Origin of the sequence: Rickettsia slovaca 13-B (assembly GCF_000237845.1) — a bacterium.
Taxonomy (GTDB): Bacteria; Pseudomonadota; Alphaproteobacteria; order Rickettsiales; family Rickettsiaceae; genus Rickettsia; species Rickettsia rickettsii.
This window is the reverse complement of the sequence record NC_016639.1, coordinates 404257-423737: the sequence shown is the minus strand read 5'-3', so window position 1 is coordinate 423737 and position 19481 is coordinate 404257. Positions and strand designations below refer to the sequence as shown.

Genomic DNA, 19481 nt, shown 5'->3' with positions numbered 1-19481 from the left:
AAACATTTTAATAAAGCGTTATTTATATTATCTAATAACGTTATTGAAAGAGCAAAGAGAAGAGATAAAGCAATCAGAAGTTGCTGTTATTTTTTCTTCGGACTATAGAGCAAATTTATATTCTATATTTACTTGGTTAACTAACTTTCAGTTAGAACAATATGCTAGATTTATATTAAATCTTCCAAAGAATTATAAGGACTATGAAGATTATTTTTTACAAGAAAAACAACAAGACAGATATTCAAAAATCAAAGCTTTTAATAATGTTCAAGATAAGAAATTCTTGGCGAGAAAATATTTCAATTTATCAAAGCACGAACAATCAAATAATTACCCATTGTTTCAAAAAAATACTTTAAAATTGCAAAAATATTTAGAATATCCTTATGAATATAATACTGCAATTGATAAATCTGAATTTCTAGGTTCTGTAGATAGCTATTATAATTATTCTTGTGATAATATATAAAAATTATATATTAATAAAACAATCATTTATTAAGAAAATTAATATGCTGAAATCAGAAAATATACAAAAATCCGATAAAGCTCCTAAAGTTATAAGTAAAGACACTTTTTTTAGACCTTATGGCCTTCCATCTTATTCTATTTACTATATGGATTACGGCACAACTATATATCGTGAATCTGAATCACCTTATTATTATGATAAAGTTAAAATGATAGGTCATGATACCGGATATTTTCATAAATATTTTACTGGATTTGGGTTTGAATAGACATTACTTAGAAAGAATTGCTTTGTGAGTTAATTGAGCCTCTCGATGTCATTCCTAGCTAGAAGCAGGAATCCAGTAATAAAAAGTTCATACACTGTAAGTTTTTAATAATAATTCTATGTAAAATTTTAAACCTTTCCTATCACATTGTAGCAGTTCTTAAGCCCAACTAATACTAAATTATATTCATGAACAATGCAGAGCCTTCAATTACTTTTAAGCTTGATATTATCACGGTTTATAACACCCTCAATATATTATCAGAAAGTAACATAAGAAATTTTAGAAAAAACTTTTCCGGTCTTGATGTAGTAGAAATGGATAAAAACTTTTCATCTATACCAACTGTTGGTGCCGCTATAGAAGTAATGCATTATATATTTGGACATTTAAATAGTGAAAAATCTACAGTAAGTAGCAAGAAAGTTACAGAAATTAAGCATTCACTAATACATAAATTAATGCCTAATTATCCATATGAAAGTTACACAAATCATGAATTGTTGAAAAATTATGAAATAATACAGAGACCAGGCTTTTTTGAATATCAATTAGATGGTGAACTCATAAAATGGATGCCGGATAAAATCATTTCTATACCACCTGATACGCTAACCAAAATTCAAATAATGAGTCTTGCCTTTCAATGTAGTATATTCAATAGACACAATGAAGCTGCTAAAGAGATATTTAAATGTATAATTGCAGCAATAAATCTATATTTTAATTACTTTGCAAAAGAAGTTGAACAATATAGCAAATGTGCAGAATATCTACTCCCCGTACTAAAGCTTATTGAACCGGAATCTAAGCTTAAAATGACCCAAGCACTAGTACCGTATATAAAATCCAGCTTAGATTTGTCAGGTCAATTCTCTGATTTATTAATGGAAAATAAAAATTTTGAAGGGGTCAAAACTTTACTTGAAGAATCTATTTTTTCGTTAAATACTCACACTGAAAATCAGGTTTTAGCCCAGTGGTATTATAGAACAGGGCGTGTTTATGAAGAAACCGGGAGCTATGATATGTCCACTAAATGTTATGAACATGCTTTTGTGCTTCTACCTACACATCCAACAGCAGCCTATCATTTATGATCTAATTATAGAATACAAGGCAAATGTGATAAAGCTAATGACTTAATACAATATGTGCCGGTAGAATATATACAATACATTCTAGAAATGTTAACTCATCCATATGAAATTTCTTATAAGACGTTAGATGTAATAAAACAAATACCTTAGTTCCTTTCTATTCATCAATATATGATGGCTGTGAATACATGGCTTTTTATAACAGCATTTCCAATAAAAAAATTAACAAAAACCAGCAATCAATATTAACCGCAAAACTAAAAGCAATTAGTGATACCCCAAACAACATACTTCTAGCATTCTCACTTGCCCTATGTAGTAAGCAATTTAAAACGACTTCTGATCTTTTAAATAAGATACCTGAGCATCAAATAAATTTGTATGAAAAGGCTATTATAAAACTTCGGAGTTACGTGGACCCAAATTATACGTTACCTCAAAATAATACTCTAACATCCAATGAAAAAACAGAGGTTCTTAACGCCGTTAATACCGGTTTAATAGCAGATAACGAGACTAAATTAACTTCTGAAAAATCTAAAAAGATTTTCCAAAATGTTGAAAATGCTCTGCAAAATGATTCTTGCAATGAAAACACTTTAGAAATTGGAGTAGTTACCGCCTTATTAAATAATAACCTAAAAAAGTACAAGAATATGCAAGTAAATGAAGTCAAAAAAACAAGAAGGGATTATTGCAAGCTATTCCCCCGATAATAAGCCAATAGAAAACTTAGAACAATTAACCCTTCAATATTATACAAAAAAAATCCATCAATATTATCAACTAAAAAAGAAACATGAATTTTATCTAGCCACTCACAAGATTACCAACTTCAATAATAATTCTTGGAATATTCCTAAAGAAGATCAAATTAAAATTGATAATCAGGAAGTAACAAAAGGTACGGATAAATTTCTTGGCAAATATAGAGGATTTGATTGTTACGGTACAATGTCTAAAAAAATCTATAACACCTTTGATAAAAGTAAAGTTACCTCTTTTGTTTCTGCTTTAAAAAAAGGAATAATATATCACAAACACGGAGTAACCGGAGTTAAACTTATTAAAGAAAATGCTTTTAAAGCTAAGTGGGACTGTGATGACTGATTATTTACGAATATATTATATTTTAATGAACAAGGGTTATTATTAAATGTTGATGAGTATGGTAACCATGCTGAAATAAAAAAGTTTATTAGCGGTCATCATTTGGAGTTTTATAATGTGGAGTGATTAACTTTAGGATTCTGCTTTGTTGTATGACTCGATTTTTATTGTCATTGCGAGGAAATTGCATAGCAATTGACGAAGCAATCTCAGGATATTTGACGAGATTGCTACGCAGCCTATGGCTGCTCGCAATGACGTGGTGGTATCCACGCAACAACGCCTCCTCGCAATGACGATATCTATATTTAATGAGCAATACCTAAAACTTAGGATAATTTTGTAGTAGAACTTAAATAATCGTTGCCGTATTTCTCAATATAATCATCATATTTACCTTTAAAATCAACAATCTTTTTCCTATGGGAAAGAGCAAGAATTCCGATCGTGCGTTACTAATATTACCGTACCATCAAAATCAATTAGAGATTTTTTAAGAGCTTCTCTTGACTCTATATCAAGATGGTTTGTCGGTTCGTCGAGTAGTAAAATATCGGGATTATTAAATAGACTTTGTACGAGTAATACACGAAAGCTTATAACCTTCTGACAACGCAGAAAGCGGCTCATAATGGTATTTTTCGGCTATTCCAAGACCTACAAGCAAGCTAGCTGCAAAAATTTCAGCAGTATAACCGTCATTATCGTATATTACCTGTTCAAGTTCACCAAACTTATACCCATCTTCATCGCTACATTCCTGCCGATTTAATATCTCTTCTTTTTCTTGTAAAGCTTTCCATAACTCCTTCTTCCCTGCTATTACCGTATCTATAATTTTAGTATTTTCATAAAGAAACTGATCTTGTTTTAAACAACCTATTTTGGAGTTTTTTGGTATGTTAATCTCACCGAAAGCTGGCTCTTCTTCCTTAGTTAAGACTTTGAAAAAAGTTGTTTGACCTGCTCCGTTGGCACCTACTACACCATATCGTTTATTGTTTTTAATATGCAAATTTACATCGGTAAATAGTATTTCTTGTACCATAACTCATGGCTAAATCGTTTATAATAATCATATTTTTAGATGTCGTGGTTAAATGGTGTTATTGTATAGACACCTAATCGCCATTGTGAACAACTGCAGATCTTGTTGCATGGCTCGTTTTATGTCATTCCAGCGAAGGCGTTGTTGCATAGATACCGCCCTGTCATTGCGAGCAGTCGTAGACTGCGTGGCAGTCCAAAACAATAATAAAAAAATTCTGTAAATCAGAATTTTTACTGGATTGCTTCGTCAAAACTTACAGTTTTTCCTTGCAATGACGACCTTCAGTATCCACACAACAAGACCTATGCAGGCATAACATAAGAGCCATGCGGGCAATGCCGAGCTTGTGGCAAGATTCATAAATGCTTATTACTTAAAGTTAGTTTTGATGGATACCATGGAAGGTTCACGGTATAACAATAAAAAATCTTATTTCTTCAATAGCTCAAGAGCTTTTGCAAAATCTACTATATATTCTTCTTCTTTTTTTAAGTCTTTAATTTTTAAGTTATTATTCGCCTGCTCTTCGTCACCTATAAAAATAATAAATTGAGCATTTTCATTAAAAATGCGTTGCATTCTTTTAGCTATTTTACCTAGGGATTCTATGATAATAGCAATATTTTCTGTTCGCAATTTATCTACAATTTCTAAAGCATAGCAAATATTATTTTTGCCTATAGGTAATACAAATACTGGCTTAACTTCAGATATATTATATTCCCGCATTAAAGCAATTCGCTCAATACCGGCAGCAAAACCGATAGCCGGCACATCATCGTTATTACCCATGATTTTAGCAAGCCCGTCATAACGTCCACCAGCTAGAATAGTAGATTGGCTCCCTAACTTTTTTGTAGTGAATTCAAAAGCAGTATGGCAATAATAATCAAGCCCTCTAACCAAGCGTGGATTTATGCTATATTTCACACCTAAAATATCTAGATACTGTATTAACTCCTCAAAATATTCTTTGGATTCATCAGTGTAATATTCAGATAAAACCGGTGCGTTTGCTATTATTTTCTGATCAGTCTCACTTTTAGAATCAAGTATCCGCATTGGATTTTTGGATAACCTTATTTTGCTTTCTTCTGATAATTGATCTTTAAAATCATTTAGATATTCTACTAATTTTTGCTGATAAACGCTTCTTGATTCATTACATCCAAGAGAGTTAAGCTCTAAGGTAGTATCCTGCTCTATTTCGAGTGCTTTTAATATATCAACGGCTAACTTCAAAGTATCAGCATCAGTAATTGCTCCTTTAGCACCGATATACTCATAATTTAGTTGGTGAAATTGTCTCTGACGCCCTGCTTGCGGTCTATCATAACGAAAAACAGGACCGGTAGCGAAAAACTTTAATGGTAATTTATGTTGTAATCTGTTTGAGATGAGGCTTCTTATAATACACGCTGTAAATTCAGGTCGTAATGCTACGAAATCATTGCTTTTATCTAAAAAACTATAGATTTCTTTGCTGATTACGTCAGAACTTTCACCCATCGAACGGTTAAAGACTTTAGTATACTCCACAATAGGAGTACTCATTTGTTTATAGCCGTACAATACTCCAACATCTCTTGCTTTGTTAATTATATAGTCGTGAACTTTATAATCATCCGGCAAGAGATCTTTCATTCCTCGGAGTGGTTGCAGCTTTTCAGTCATTTGGTTAATTTTGTTTTGTTGCGTGGATACTACTAACTCGTCATTGCGAGGAGAGGCAAAGCCTTGACGTGGCAATCTCAGGAATTTTGTACTACTTCATGAGATTGCCATGCTCTCTACGTTCGCTCGCAATGACGGATATCCCCCTCTTAATTCTGCTCTTTTTGCATAAAAAACGATCTTATAATATATAAAACAAATATTGTAATAAACCAATATATTAATGCACGACCTGCGGTTAATAGATTAAATTCACCGTCATATATTTGAATAAATAGTAAATATGCACAAGCAATTAAAATAAACGGTACGATAATAAATACTAAAGGACATCTAAAAGGTCTTTGAGCATCAGGTAGCGTTACCCTAAATAATACCACTATTATTGTAACGGTTATATAATCAATAAGAGCTCCCATTGAAGTTAATTGCGTTAATAATTCCGTAGAACAAAATCCTCCAAGGATAGCGGCTAAAGAAGCAAATATTATAATCGTAATATACGGACTATCATATTTTGGGTGCAGCTTTGCAAAACTTTTCGGTAGTAAACCGTCACGTGCAATAGCATAAAAAATACGAGAAGTACCGTAAATATTCATCATCAACACCGTCATCATACCGCAAACTGCTCCGGTTGCAACAATAGCAGAGCCGATCTTGCTATTATTGATAGTTAAAGCATAAGCAAGCGGTTGATCGTTATTTAACTGATCAAAAGGTGCAATACCGGTAACAAGCCCTGCCATTGTTACATAAACTATAGTAGTTAGAACAAGTGAGCCAATAATACCGATCATTATATCGCGTTTTGGGTTTTTACACTCCTCAGCTGCGGTTGCAATCGTTCCAAAACCCGTAAAAGCTAAGAATAAAATAGACGCACCTACTAAAACATTACTAAAACCGAAAGGCATAAAATTACTCCAGTTAGTAGCATCAAAATGAGGGGCAGCAGCGAGTATAAATACAAATATTGCAGTCATTTTTATGAAAACTAAAATTGCATTTAGTCTCTTACTATCTTTAGTACCTAAATATAAAATAAATCCAATAAATCCCGAGATTAAAAATGCCGGTAAATTTATTATACCGCCGTTTGTCGGTACAGTAGTTAATTCTTTCGGTAAATTGATTCCACCTGCTGCTAGTATTCCTTGTACGTAGCCCGACCAGCCTGCAGCTACTATTCCTGCAGCAACACCAAGTTCTAATATTATAACACTACCGATCATCCAAGCAAATACTTCGCCAAATGCTACATAGGAATAAGTGTAAATACTTCCTGATGTCGGAAGCATTGCAGCAAGTTCAGTATAAACAAGCGCTACAAAGATACAGGTAATACCTGCAATCGCATAAGATAACATTACTGCAGGTCCTGAATATTTAGCAGCAATTATACCGGTAACGACGAATACGCCTGTGCCGATCATCGCACCAAGACCCAGTAATATTAAATCGAATGCTCCAAGTGTCTTGCTAAGACCGCTTGAACTGCCTATCTCTTTTACTGATTCAAAACTTTTCTTCCTTAAAAAACTCATTAGTTTCTCCTGTTTTAGTGAGCTTATTTTTTTGTGAATTGTGTCTCATTACGAGCAACTAAAAGGAGCGTGGCAATCTCAGGAGGTCTAACTAGATTGCCACGTCGCTTCGCTCCTCGCAATGACACAATTACCTTATCTCTCTAGTAATCCATCCGCCGCCAAGTACTCTTTCACCGGCATAAATAACGCATGCTTGCCCAGGGGCAACGGCTTTTTCTTCGCATAAAAATTTTACTTTCATTTTATCATCACCGAGTTTACTTATTTCGGCTAGACGCGGCGGTCTTGTCGAGCGAATTTTAACTGCTACTTCTAACTTTTCGTTATCTTTAATCTCATCTGCAAGCCAATTCACATCTCTAATGATAAATTCCTGCACGTTTAATGCGGACTCCGGTCCTACATATACTATATTGTCCTTAGGATCAATCTTTACTACATATAAAGGCTCATTATAAGCTATACCAAGACCACGACGTTGCCCTATGGTGTAGTTAATTATACCGCTATGCTCTCCTAGCTCAAACCCGTTTACATGAATAATTTTACCGCTTTCACTGCTATTTGGACGTATTTTATTTATTACGCTCTTATAATTTCCGTCAGGTATGAAACAAATATCTTGGCTGTCGGGCTTATCCGCTACCTCAAGCCCAAATTTACTAGCAAGCTTTCGTGTTTCATCCTTAGTAAGCCCTCCTAGAGGGAAACGTAAATATTCTAATTGCTCTTTAGTTGTCGTAAATAAAAAATAACTTTGATCTTTTGCTGGATCAAGCCCTGTATGTAATTCCGCTCCGTTATCACCGTTTATTTTTCGTACATAATGACCGGTAGCAAGCTTATCTGCTCCAAGCTCTCTAGCCGTTTTAATTAGATCCCTGAACTTTACCGATTTATTACATTGCACACATGGAAGCGGTGTTTCACCTTGTAAATAGCTATCGACGAAATTATCTATTACCGACTCTTTAAATTTGCTCTCATAATCAAGTACGTAATGGGGAATACCTAGCTTATTTGCTACCATTTTAGCATCGTAAATATCCTGACCGGCACAACAGGCATTTTTCTTCCCTACTGCCATACCGTGATCATATAGCTGCAAGGTAATACCTATAACATTATGTCCTTGTTCATGCAGCATTGCGGCAACCGCCGAACTATCAACCCCGCCTGACATTGCGACAACTATAGTAGACTGCTTATCCCCTAAATTAATCATACCAACCTTAAACAAACAGCAAATTATACTAAATTTATAATTAAATTACAACACTATCTTTTAATATATTAAAATGCTATAATTGGCGTTGTCTAATAATTATCGATTTCGTCATTGCAAGCAGCCCTAGGCTGCGTGGCAATCTCATGAAATAATAACAAACTCCTGAGATTGCTTCGTCAATACTTCGTATTTCCTTGCAATGACGCTTTACTAATCCACCTGGGAATGACAAAATGCTTCAAATAATGCAAAAATTATATGTTATTTAAAATATTATACAAAACAGTTATTACATTAGCTCTAATTTATTTCATACTGATTATTTTAGAATATGCACGTCAAGGTTTTCTTAATGACTTATCGTTACAAAAAGTAGATTTATCTATTCAGAATTCCATAAAAGAACCAATTTATTTAGTTTCTTATGCCGACGGTCTGGAGTATGTTTATCGTAATCAAAATGCAACCACTCATTATGCAATTAATAAAGGTATAGACTTCATATTTAACTATAAGAAAAAGCACATAAATCAAGCGTTTATAGAAAAAAACCAAGAAATTTTTAATGAACCTGCAGGAGCGGGGTTATGGCTATGGAAGCCTTATATTATACTTGAAACAATGAAAAATGCACCAGAAGGAGCTATTATAGTATATTTAGATTCAGCATTTGTTATTAAAAAGCATATCAGTAATTTAACAAATCTTTTAGGCGATAATGATATATTACTGGTACATGATCGCAATCGTAAAAACGGTAGTTTTGTTAAAGGCGAAACTTTTGCTTTAATGGATTGCCTTACAGACGAATGCAGAAATGACGATCACATTTGGAGTGCCATTATTATTGTGCGTAATACCAAGCTTTCTCGTTCTTTCATTGAAACATGGCTAAAAAGTTGTGAAGATATTAGAATTCTTTCAGGTAAAAATTATAATATCCATCCTAATTACGATGAATATAAATGGCATCATTCCGATCAATCGGTACTGAGCCTTATATATCATAAAAATCCACAATCGGTTAAAGTAATAGAATATGAAAAAACAACACCTTCTTTATCTTGGTTCCACCGTAAATATTCAAATAGCTCACCGTTAAAACCTTGGTATAGCATATACGGTATAGATCCTATAATTAATTTTAATACTAACGGCAAAGTTTTACCTGCTACCTCTCTTATAAATACTCCGACGATTGTTAGACTTCGTAAATGGGTTATCGAGTATATTCAATGAGCCGGTGTTGTTGCATAATTCCAAAGCCGTCATTACGAGCGAACGTAGAGAGCGTGGCAATCTCATGAAATAATAACAAACTCCTGAGATTGCTTCGTCAATTACTTACGTAATTTCCTCGCAATGACGACATCTCTCGTACTTTAAAAAAACTATAAGATAAAGTAAGTACTTTAATGTCTTGCATTTCAGGGTCAAGCTCAAAATCCTTATCTATATAAAATGTAACCGGCATTAAGACTCTTTCGCCGGCTTTTAATAATTGTTCTTCAAAACAAAAACAATGAATTTTTACGAAATATTTTCCTGCTTTATTTGGAGTAACATTATATACGGAAGTACCTATTATATCGTTATCGCTTAGATTCTCCGTTTCATAGAACACTAGAGTATTCTGCCCCGGAACAATTTGCACTCTTTGCTGCCTTGGAATAAACCGCCAAGGTAAATCTTTATCAACATTAGCATCAAACTCGATAATTATAGGTTTAGTGCCTTTTACCTTAGAATATACACTCACCGTTTCTTTTGCAGTAGTGCCGCCATATCCTGTAACTTTACAAAATAAATTATAGATAGGTACGGAAGCAAAACTGAGTAACACCATACTAATTATTAATCCCAGCAAGGAAAAAGCTAAATTTTTATTGGATTTTTTAGACATTATTTGATTTTATTTAAAAATATTCTAGAAAAAGTTTATTTTAGATCATATATGTGTTAGTATAAAAAAAATAGTTTTTAAGGTTAGTATGACTAATAATATTAATGCATTAGCAATTTCTAGCGAATCAGGATTTTATAGCTACTTACAGAAAATCAATAAAATTCCTTCACTTACGCAAGAAGAAGAATTGTTATTAGCAAAATCCTATTTAGAAGGGAATGATTTACAAGCTGCACATAAATTAGTAACAAGCCATCTTAAACTTGTTGCAAAAATTGCAAGCGGCTATAGGACTTACGGTCTTCCTATTACCGAATTGGTTTCAGAAGGTAATATAGGTTTAATGCAGGCAGTAAAAAAATTCAATCCCGAACTTGGTTTTCGCCTATCAACATATGCGATGTGGTGGATTAAAGCAGCCATACAAGAATATATATTAAAATCTTGGTCATTAGTAAAGATGGGAACAACAGCCGCACAAAAAAAATTATTTTTTAGTCTTAATAAAGTTAAGCATAAAATTACTAATTTATACTCAAGGGCTATTACTACCGATGATTTTGTACAAATAGCAGATGAGCTAGGCGTTTCGGTTAATGAAGTTTCTGAAATGAATACTAGAATTTCAGGTCCTGATTTATCGTTAAATAACTCTATAAATAGTGACGATGCAGAATCCGGAGAATTAATAGAACTATTACCAGAAACACGCCCTACTCCTGAAGCTATGGCTATTAATAAGCAAAATTCTACCAGTAAAAGGCAGTTACTATCAAATGCTATGAAGATTTTAAACGACAGGGAACTGCGTATTTTAACAGAGCGTAAATTAACGGATACTCCTAAAACTCTAGATATTCTAAGCAATGAGTATAATATTTCTAAGGAACGTATTAGACAAATAGAAAATACGGCTTTTGAAAAAATAAAGAAGTTTATTTTAAACCATAGTAGAGAAGTAGCTTAAGCCTTATTGGACTGTCATCCCGTGGCTTGACCACAGGATCCAAAAACAACTAATAGTATTTTTACTGGATACCGCGATTAAGTCACGGTATGACAACGGAAAAACGATCCACCCAACAATGCTTTCGTAGAAATGACATTAGTTCAGTACACCTGACCATTCTGGATCAGAAGCATCTGCCGGTGTCATAATTTCTCTTTCATTATGACCTGTTAGATCAATTGCAAAAATTTTGTTTTTTCCCGGAGCTTTAGCGCTCGACGGCCAACCTTTAGCAAACATAATAACTCGTCCGTTAGGCGACCAACAAGGACTTTCGACTAAATATCCGCTTGTTATTATCCTTTCACTATTCTCATCATCTTGAGGACATGCTTTCATAATTCCGATATTAAAAGTTTTTCCTCCGTCTCCTTTAGTAATCTTAGTAAATGCTATATAGTCTCCTCTAGGCGACCAGCTAGGAGCTGCGTAAGAACCACCGCCAAAACTAATACGCTGAACGTCACTTCCGTCTGAATTCATGATATATAATTGAGGCACACCGTTTCTATCGGAATTATATACAATTTTTTTACCGTCCGGTGAATAGCTAGGAGAGGTATTAATACCGAATCCGTCAGTTAATTTATGAAGCCGTTTAGTAGCAAGGTCGATTTCATAAATATGCGTCGAGCCGTTTTTAGCTATCGACATTACAGCTTTTCTACCGTCTGGTGAGAATCTAGGAGCAAAAGATATACCGGGAAAATCACCTACTACACTTTCTTTGCCTGTTTTTAAATCTTTTTCATAAACAAGTACTCTTCTTTTAGTAGCATATGAAACATAAAAAATCTTATCCGCCGAACGAGCAAATCTTGGGGTTAAGACTAGTGACTTTCCATTGGTAAGGTATTTATTATTAGCCCCGTCATAATCCATCAAAGCAATTCTTTTTATTTTCGGTAAAGAGCTGCTTTCTGATACATACACTATTTTAGTGTCAAAATAACCGGCATCACCGGTAATTTTTTCATAAATTTTATCGGCAATTTTATGTGCTGCTCTTCTCCATAGATTTTTCGGTACTTCAAGCATTTCACCGGCGAGCTGTTTTTCAAGCAACGTATCCCATAATATAAAGCTAATTTTAAATTTACCGCTTTCTAGTTTTTTAACTTCACCGTTTACTAAAAGACTAGCATTAATTTGACGCCATGCAGCAAAAAGCGGTTTATATTCTATTCCTGTCTTCTCTTCTATAAAAGAGGCAGCAGAAATAGGACGGAATAACCCCGAAAGCTTTAAATCATTAGAGATAACTTTAACCATATCGTGACCTAATACATCAGCGGCAGAATTATCGGCATCAAATTTATTGACCGCTATAGGTGTTGGGTCAGCTCGCCCATGCTCAATGTTTATTGTTTCAAGTGCATAGCTGGTAACGCTAAACAATAGTGATAGTATAAAATATATAATATTTCTCACTTAAAATACTCCTTTTTATCAAATTCCGTTATGGTTGTTGTATGTCATTCCTGCTTTCGCAGGAATGACATACATTACCCAAAAATCTTCATCAGTTCTTCCCATTCTCTCTTAGTCATATCACTAGTTTCATGGGTAACTTTTTCACCGTTTATCATTCTTTTAATTACATCCAAACCTTTACGTGAAATGTTTGCTCCCTGCAAACGATATTCTTCAAAAGCTTCGTAAACAAAAGGAACCCAAGCTTTGACTATCTCAAGCATCTTTTCAGCATAAACTCTAATTTCATATTGAGCGTGAGGGTCGGCTCGCAATCTTAAAAAATGAAGTAAATTATGTAAATTAATCTTCCAATACCATTCCGTATAATAATTTAAAGTTAAATTCATACGAGCAAGCTCTCTTGCTATCCCTGTGGCGTTCTCATCTATAATATTACCCTCTTCATCGGCATTCATCAGTTCCTTATAATGCCCGTAGCACTGTCTAGCATCTTCCTCTAAAATTGCAAGGACCTTTTCAGCCACTTCTTTCGGTAAGCTATCCCCTTCCCTACATTGTTTATTTACAGCAGATTGGGAAGCAATATTTGCCGGTTCAGGTAGATAAAATTCATTACCTAAAATAGAATACCTTGCCGAATATTCGTTAACGCTAGCTGTTCTATGCCTAATCCATTGCCTTGCAATAAATATCGGTAGTTTAATATGGAACTTGATATCACACATCTCAAAAGGAGTGGTATGATAATGACAAAGCAAGTAGTTTATCAGCCCTTTATCTTGGTTTAATTGCTTCGTACCCTTACCGTAAGAAACACGAGCTGCTTGTACTATAGCACTATCATCCCCCATATAGTCGATCACTCTAATAAAGCCGTAATCTAACACTTTTATAGGCTCATATAAGATTTCTTCAAGTGCCGGGACTGTTACTCTTTTTGTGGTGTTATGCATTCTATTTATCCTTTATGTTTTTCTTTAAATTAACCTTTCCGATGTCATTACTGCGTTGTTGCATGGCTCGTTTATGTCATTCCCGCTTTCGCGGGAATGACATAAAGTTATGGCAAATAACTATATAAATTCTTACCGTTTCTTTTTAACCATAATTTTGCCGGTTGGTATTCGGGATATATATCCTCAACTAGCTCCCAAAAATTTTTACTATGGTTCATTTCTTTTAAATGTGCCATTTCATGAGCTACTAAATATTTCAATACTTCAAAGGGGGCAAAAACTACCCGCCAATTAAAAACAAGATTCCCTTTGCTACAACAACTCCCCCAACGGCTAACATTTTCCATTATTCTAATATTGGAATAAGTCAAATTATGTTTTTTAGATATATTCTCTACTATTATTTTTATTTCTGCTAATAATTTCTTTTTAAGGAATACTTCTATACTAAGTTTTTTTAGTACCTGACTACAACAATACACTTCTAACGTAGAATCATTTAATTTTATCTGATTTTTAGACGAATCAATATGTATTATTTCATAAGATTTACCCAAAATAGAAATCTTATCTTCATCTTTTGGTATCGCAGTTACATTACGACGTAATTTTTGCCTAACCCAATATTCTTGACTTAACAAAAAATTATGACCTTTTTCGGCTTTTACCTTAAGAGGTAATACAAGCTCTGCACCTTTAGACGTAATGCGGATGGCTATATTTTTAGCTTTGCTACTCCTTCTTACTATAACATTTTGAGGTTCACCATATTTGGTAAGAGTAATAACATCTTCCATTTAAAATTCTATATACTTATTAGGATCAACTGCTATTTTATTTTTACGCATAGCAAAATATAATTTATGTTCTACATGTCCGATAACACTATTTCTAGCAATTTTATCACCTTTTTTCAGTAATAAATCATCTAAACTCGCATATGCTACTTCTAGATCGTCTTTATCTAATTTAACTATTACTAAATTACCGAATTGCTTATTATAACCTGAATATATTACCGTTCCTGCAGCTATCGATTTAACTTCACTATATTCTTTAGCTACAATATCTATCCCTTTACTTTTACCGGCTTTAAACTCGGTAATAATTACCCCATTTAACGGTTTTACAAAGTGTAATTGTTCTATCGATTCTTCATCTTCGTCTTCATTCCGAGACATAGGAATCTCAATATCATCATTATCATCTTCTATAATTTTTGCCTTTGGCTCTTCGAGTCTACCGCTAACTTTTTCTGACGCGGGATTGTCTTCCATAGTTCTTTGAACTATCATACCCTCATCGTGATCTAGTGCGGTAGAATTATTATTTGCAGTAACATCTCCTACTTTATACTCAATTGGAGCCGGTGGCTGATCAACACAAGCAACTAAACAAAAACATATAACGATACTAAGTACAACAGGATATTTCATATATTTAACAAAACTATTATTTACATTAGAAAACAAATCTTACATAGTATATAATTTTTATCATTATTTTCCATCAAAAAATTAACTATGAAAACTTATAATATTGTCATAGCTAGTGATCATTCAGGTTATGAGCTTAAGTCTGAAATTATCAATTATTTAGAGCAGAAATCTCTAAAGATTTATGACTGCGGAACAAATAATACACAAACCGTTGATTATCCTGATTATGCTAAGAAAGTAGTAGATATTATTATTGAAAAATCAGCACCTATCGGTATTTTAATTAGTGATACGGGGATTGGTATGTCTATAGCTGCGAATCGTAGCTCGGAAATAAGAGCCGCTTTGTGCAACAATATATTAACTGCCGAAAATGCTAAAGCTCATAATGACGCTAATATCTTGATACTCGGAGCAAAAACCATAGACCAAAAAATAGTATTTGATATTATAGATAAGTTTTTAACTACCCAATTTGAAGGCGGCAGACATAGCACCCGCCTATCAAAGATAAAATAGTTGTATAAACTGTTAAACATTGTTATTATCCGTCATTGCGAGGAGAGGCAAAGCCTCGACGTGGCAATCTCAGGCATTTTGCACTATTTCATAAGATTGCTACGCTCCTTGCAGTCGCTCGCAATGACGATTCGGTATCCATGCAATAAAGCCAAACTATAATATAAATTATGCTGCTTAATATGAATCTTCAAGAGTTGAAACAAAAATATAATTACGATGTTGCAACGAAAATGATGCAGCAATATCTAGACATTAAATTTGCTCATTTAGATTGTTTACTACTATTTAGAATGGGTGATTTTTATGAAATGTTCTATGAAGATGCAATTCTAGCAAGCAATGTACTTGGCATTGCTTTAACAAAGCGGGGCAAAAACGGCGAAGAAGAAATTGCGATGTGCGGGGTACCTTATCATGCCCTTGAGAATTATTTAACTAAGTTAATTGAAGCAAATTATAAGGTTGCTATTTGTGATCAACTAGAAACACCTGAAGAAGCAAAGAATAGAGGCGGTTATAAAGCGGTCGTTACTAGGGATGTTACACGTATTATAACTCCGGGAACTATAATTGAAGAAAATTTAATTGCTTCAGCCGAACCTAATTATTTAGCAAGTCTCGTAATACCGAAAAATAAAGAAACAGCTAGCCTTTGTTATGTTGATCTTTCTACTTCCGAAATTGTTGTAGTTAATGTACCGGAAACGGAAATTCTTAATGAGCTGGCTCGTTTAAAACCTCGTGAAATTCTGCTTAGCGAAAATCTGAGATCTTCTAATCTTGCGGATAGTATTTTCAAACAATTAAATTTTCGTATTACCTATCAAGTTGATAGTTTTTTTGCGATTAATAAATGCGAAAAAATCATTTTAGATTTTTATAAAATGAAAGATATTAAAGGAATCGGCGAGATATCTAGTAGTCAAATTTGTGCCATAGGTAGCGTTTTAGAATATTTATCGTTAACGCAAAAACAAAATATTCCTCATTTGCCAATCCCTAGAATTATCAAATTTCATAGCTATATGACTATTGATTTCTCTACTAGACACAACCTTGAAATTGTCACAAACTCACAAGACGGCTCGCAAGGAAGTTTATTAAGCACCCTTAATCATACGGTTACTAAACAAGGTGGACGTTTACTATATAATTTTCTTTCAAGTCCTTTAACCAACATTGCTAAAATAAATCATCGTTTAAATATTACCGAGTTCTTTTATTCCAACTTAGAAATAGTAAAAAAAATTAGAGAACTTCTAAAAAAAACTAGTGATATAGAACGCTGCTTAACACGTATTACGATGAACAGAAGTTCAGGTCGTGATTTACTTAGCATTAAATATACTTTAGAAACGGCAACGATTATTAAAGGAGTATTCTTTGACGCTTACGGTTTTAATTTACCTGATTTTATCGAAAAAATTATTAAACCTCTATCAGGTGATGCAGAATTATATAATTTAATAGACGAAACAATACGAGAAGATGCACCGAATAATTTAAATGACGGAGGTATAATAAAACATGAATATCATCCGAAAGTAGCCCAATTACATGATTTAATTAATAATGGAAAATTATATATTGAAAAGCTACAAGATCAATATCGCAAAGAAACGGGAATAGACAGTTTAAAAATATCTCATAATAATGTTATAGGGCTTTTTATCGATATCACCGCTAAAAATGTTAATAAAATCCTTGATCCCAAATTTATTCACCGTCAAACAACGGTTAATCATGTTCGTTACACTACTGCTGAACTACAAAAGCTTGAAAGTGAGTTAGTCAATGCTAAAACCTTAGTAATAAGCTTAGAAAAAGAATTATATGCGGATATTTGTAGCCAAGTAATCGAAAAAGCTTCCTATTTACGAATGCTTGCAAGCTCCTTAAGCGGGCTTGACGTATTTTGTAATTTTGCTTACATCGCTGATGAATATGATTATGTTAAGCCTGAGTTTACCGATGATTTAAGCTTTGATATCGTTAAAGGACGGCATCCTGTAGTAGAGAAAGCACTACAGCGAGAAAGCAAAAGCTTTGTATATAATGATTGTCATTTATCAGAGCTTGAGCGTATTTGGTTAATTACCGGTCCTAATATGGCAGGTAAAAGTACTTTTTTACGTCAAAACGCCATTATTGCAATCATTGCTCAAATAGGTTCGTTTGTGCCGGCAAAAAGTGCTAAAATAGGGGTAGTCGACAAAATATTTAGCCGAATAGGTGCTGCCGATGACTTAATTAAGGGACAATCGACCTTTATGGCAGAGATGCTTGAAACCTCGGCAATTCTTGCTCAATCTACAAAAAACTCACTAATCATACTTGATGAGGTAGGTAGAGGCACATCCACTTATGACGGGGTATCTATAGCATGGTCGGTGCTTGAATATATTCATGATAAGCTGAAATGTCGCTGTTTATTTGCAACGCACTATCATGAGCTAACCGTTATGAGTAATTTCCTGCCGGCTTTGCAAAATTATACTATTGCTATTGAGGAGTCAGGTAAAGATATTCTATTTTTACATAATATTATATCAGGTGCTGCCGATAGGTCCTACGGTCTTCATGTTGCGGCTCTTGCCGGTCTTCCTGCGAGTGTTATAAACAGAGCTGAGCAGATTCTGCTTAAATTTGAAAAAACTTCTACAGGTAAAGGAAAAAATATTTTATCAACGGAATCAAATAATTTGAGTTTGTTTTATCTTGAACCTAATAAAACTACTATAAGCAGCAAATTAGATAAAAAATTCAGCACTATCGATCCTGATAAACTATCCCCTAAAGAAGCACTTGAGTTAATTTATGAGTTAAAGAAGTTGGTTTGATGCGAGTTTGGCAGTGCCTGCGTGGATCAGTTTTTTCATCATTGCGAGGAAAAACTGCAAGTTTTGACAAAGCAATCTCAGGAGTTTGTTATTATTTCATGAGATTGCCACGCAGCCTACTGCTGCTTGCAATGACGATCTAGTATCTATGCAACCTTGCCTCCCTTTCCAACCAATATTTACTACAGGCGAAAAAATTAGGATTAGCGAAACTTTCTTTACCGTAAGTAATTTCTTGTCCATGCGTATCTAAAATATTACCACCGCCGGCTTTAATTAAAGCATGACCTGCCGCTATGTCCCATTCCATAGTTTGACCGAATTTTGGATATATATCAGCTGCTCCTTCAGCAATTAAGCATAGTTTCATTGAACTGCCTATTGCATTTATTTGACCGAATGAATACTTACTTAAAAATTCTTTAGTAGCTTTATTTGAATTATAAAAACCTATTACCGCATTAAGCTCTTCATGTTTAGGTTCATGATTAACAAATATTTCTTTAGAATTCTGTTCGATTTTTAACCGACCGTTTACATCAGTATAATATAGCTTTGCTGTTTCAGGGTGATATATCAAGCCGATGGTTGGAAAACCGTTTTCAATAAGCCCTATATTGACCGTATATGTACTTTTACCGTTTACATAGCTCCATGTCCCATCAATAGGATCGATTAACCAAAAAGTATCACTGCTGAATATAGGTAGCGGCTGCTCTTCACATACTATAGCTATTTGAGAGGTTAAGGTTTGTAGAGTTTGATAAATTATTTTACTAATTTCTTTATCGGCATTAGTGACTACTGACCCATCTGATTTAATATCAGTCAACATTCCTGCCTTTTTTATATCTAGTGCAATCTTGCCGGTATTAATAATTAAATCTTTTAAAGCATTAATTAAATTGTCATTCAT

The 19481-nt window shown here is 33.8% G+C and carries 19 protein-coding genes and 1 pseudogene; 9 read left to right on the top strand and 11 right to left on the bottom strand.

Going from position 1 to position 19481, the window contains the following annotated elements:
* Window positions 1-43: 43 nt before the first annotated feature.
* From RSL_RS08565 to RSL_RS02160, 5 genes are all read left to right on the top strand, one after another.
* On the top strand, window positions 44-472 hold the full coding sequence (locus tag RSL_RS08565) for a hypothetical protein (protein WP_014419763.1): 429 nt from the start codon (window positions 44-46) through the stop codon (window positions 470-472).
* Between the two features lie 43 nt (window positions 473-515).
* Window positions 516-743, top strand: coding sequence for a hypothetical protein (locus RSL_RS02175; RefSeq protein ID WP_041472146.1), 228 nt, complete (start codon window positions 516-518; stop codon window positions 741-743).
* Between the two features lie 188 nt (window positions 744-931).
* Window positions 932-1843, top strand: a complete 912-nt coding sequence (locus tag RSL_RS02170; protein ID WP_014273353.1) for a hypothetical protein — start codon at window positions 932-934, stop codon at window positions 1841-1843.
* Window positions 1844-2031: 188 nt separating this feature from the next.
* Window positions 2032-2559: a hypothetical protein gene (locus RSL_RS02165; protein ID WP_014273352.1), complete on the top strand. Its 528-nt coding sequence runs from the start codon at window positions 2032-2034 to the stop codon at window positions 2557-2559.
* A complete protein-coding gene (locus RSL_RS02160; RefSeq protein ID WP_014273351.1) occupies window positions 2510-2953 on the top strand; it encodes a hypothetical protein in 444 nt (147 codons plus the stop codon). The genes RSL_RS02165 and RSL_RS02160 overlap by 50 nt, the downstream gene beginning before the upstream one ends.
* A gap of 156 nt (window positions 2954-3109) precedes the next feature.
* Here the strand turns inward: RSL_RS02160 and RSL_RS09820 are convergent.
* The 5 genes and pseudogenes from RSL_RS09820 to mnmA all read right to left on the bottom strand — a co-directional run.
* Window positions 3110-3255, bottom strand: a pseudogene (locus tag RSL_RS09820) (polysaccharide polymerase); the annotation flags it as partial.
* Window positions 3256-3515: 260 nt separating this feature from the next.
* Entirely contained in the window at window positions 3516-4001 is a 486-nt protein-coding gene (locus RSL_RS09500) for an ATP-binding cassette domain-containing protein (protein ID WP_014419760.1), read from the bottom strand.
* A gap of 432 nt (window positions 4002-4433) precedes the next feature.
* Complete coding sequence (hisS, locus tag RSL_RS02150; RefSeq protein ID WP_014419759.1) at window positions 4434-5678, bottom strand: histidine--tRNA ligase; 1245 nt, start codon at window positions 5676-5678, stop codon at window positions 4434-4436.
* 149 nt (window positions 5679-5827) lie between these two features.
* Window positions 5828-7225 (bottom strand): amino acid permease, encoded by a 1398-nt coding sequence (locus tag RSL_RS02145; protein ID WP_004996146.1) that lies wholly within the window; start codon window positions 7223-7225, stop codon window positions 5828-5830.
* 130 nt (window positions 7226-7355) lie between these two features.
* Entirely contained in the window at window positions 7356-8453 is a 1098-nt protein-coding gene (gene mnmA / locus RSL_RS02140) for a tRNA 2-thiouridine(34) synthase MnmA (RefSeq protein ID WP_014410544.1), read from the bottom strand.
* A 261-nt stretch (window positions 8454-8714) separates the two neighbouring features.
* Here mnmA and RSL_RS02135 point away from each other — a divergent pair, with 261 nt between their 5' ends.
* On the top strand, window positions 8715-9695 hold the full coding sequence (locus RSL_RS02135; protein ID WP_014273348.1) for a hypothetical protein: 981 nt from the start codon (window positions 8715-8717) through the stop codon (window positions 9693-9695).
* A gap of 97 nt (window positions 9696-9792) precedes the next feature.
* Here the strand turns inward: RSL_RS02135 and RSL_RS02130 are convergent, their stop codons facing one another.
* Window positions 9793-10359: a cytochrome c oxidase assembly protein gene (locus RSL_RS02130; RefSeq protein WP_004996151.1), complete on the bottom strand. Its 567-nt coding sequence runs from the start codon at window positions 10357-10359 to the stop codon at window positions 9793-9795.
* A gap of 88 nt (window positions 10360-10447) precedes the next feature.
* On the opposite strand from RSL_RS02130, the gene rpoH reads away from it, so the two are divergent.
* A complete protein-coding gene (gene rpoH / locus RSL_RS02125) occupies window positions 10448-11329 on the top strand; it encodes an RNA polymerase sigma factor RpoH (protein WP_012736778.1) in 882 nt (293 codons plus the stop codon).
* 138 nt (window positions 11330-11467) lie between these two features.
* Here the strand turns inward: rpoH and tolB are convergent, their stop codons facing one another.
* From tolB to RSL_RS02105, 4 genes are all read right to left on the bottom strand, one after another.
* Window positions 11468-12802: a Tol-Pal system beta propeller repeat protein TolB gene (gene tolB, locus RSL_RS02120; RefSeq protein ID WP_014273347.1), complete on the bottom strand. Its 1335-nt coding sequence runs from the start codon at window positions 12800-12802 to the stop codon at window positions 11468-11470.
* Window positions 12803-12876: 74 nt separating this feature from the next.
* Window positions 12877-13761, bottom strand: a complete 885-nt coding sequence (gene thyX / locus RSL_RS02115; protein WP_014273346.1) for an FAD-dependent thymidylate synthase — start codon at window positions 13759-13761, stop codon at window positions 12877-12879.
* A 107-nt stretch (window positions 13762-13868) separates the two neighbouring features.
* Window positions 13869-14561, bottom strand: a complete 693-nt coding sequence (locus RSL_RS02110; protein ID WP_014273345.1) for a M48 family metallopeptidase — start codon at window positions 14559-14561, stop codon at window positions 13869-13871.
* A complete protein-coding gene (locus RSL_RS02105; protein ID WP_014419758.1) occupies window positions 14562-15236 on the bottom strand; it encodes a murein hydrolase activator EnvC family protein in 675 nt (224 codons plus the stop codon). It abuts the gene before it with no gap.
* A 51-nt stretch (window positions 15237-15287) separates the two neighbouring features.
* Here RSL_RS02105 and rpiB point away from each other — a divergent pair, with 51 nt between their 5' ends.
* Together rpiB and mutS are read left to right on the top strand one after the other, a co-directional pair.
* On the top strand, window positions 15288-15722 hold the full coding sequence (gene rpiB, locus RSL_RS02100) for a ribose 5-phosphate isomerase B (protein ID WP_010977056.1): 435 nt from the start codon (window positions 15288-15290) through the stop codon (window positions 15720-15722).
* Between the two features lie 182 nt (window positions 15723-15904).
* Window positions 15905-18565, top strand: coding sequence for a DNA mismatch repair protein MutS (gene mutS / locus RSL_RS02095; RefSeq protein ID WP_014273343.1), 2661 nt, complete (start codon window positions 15905-15907; stop codon window positions 18563-18565).
* A gap of 139 nt (window positions 18566-18704) precedes the next feature.
* Here mutS and RSL_RS02090 read toward each other — a convergent pair whose 3' ends face one another.
* Complete coding sequence (locus RSL_RS02090) at window positions 18705-19481, bottom strand: 3'(2'),5'-bisphosphate nucleotidase CysQ family protein (protein WP_010977054.1); 777 nt, start codon at window positions 19479-19481, stop codon at window positions 18705-18707.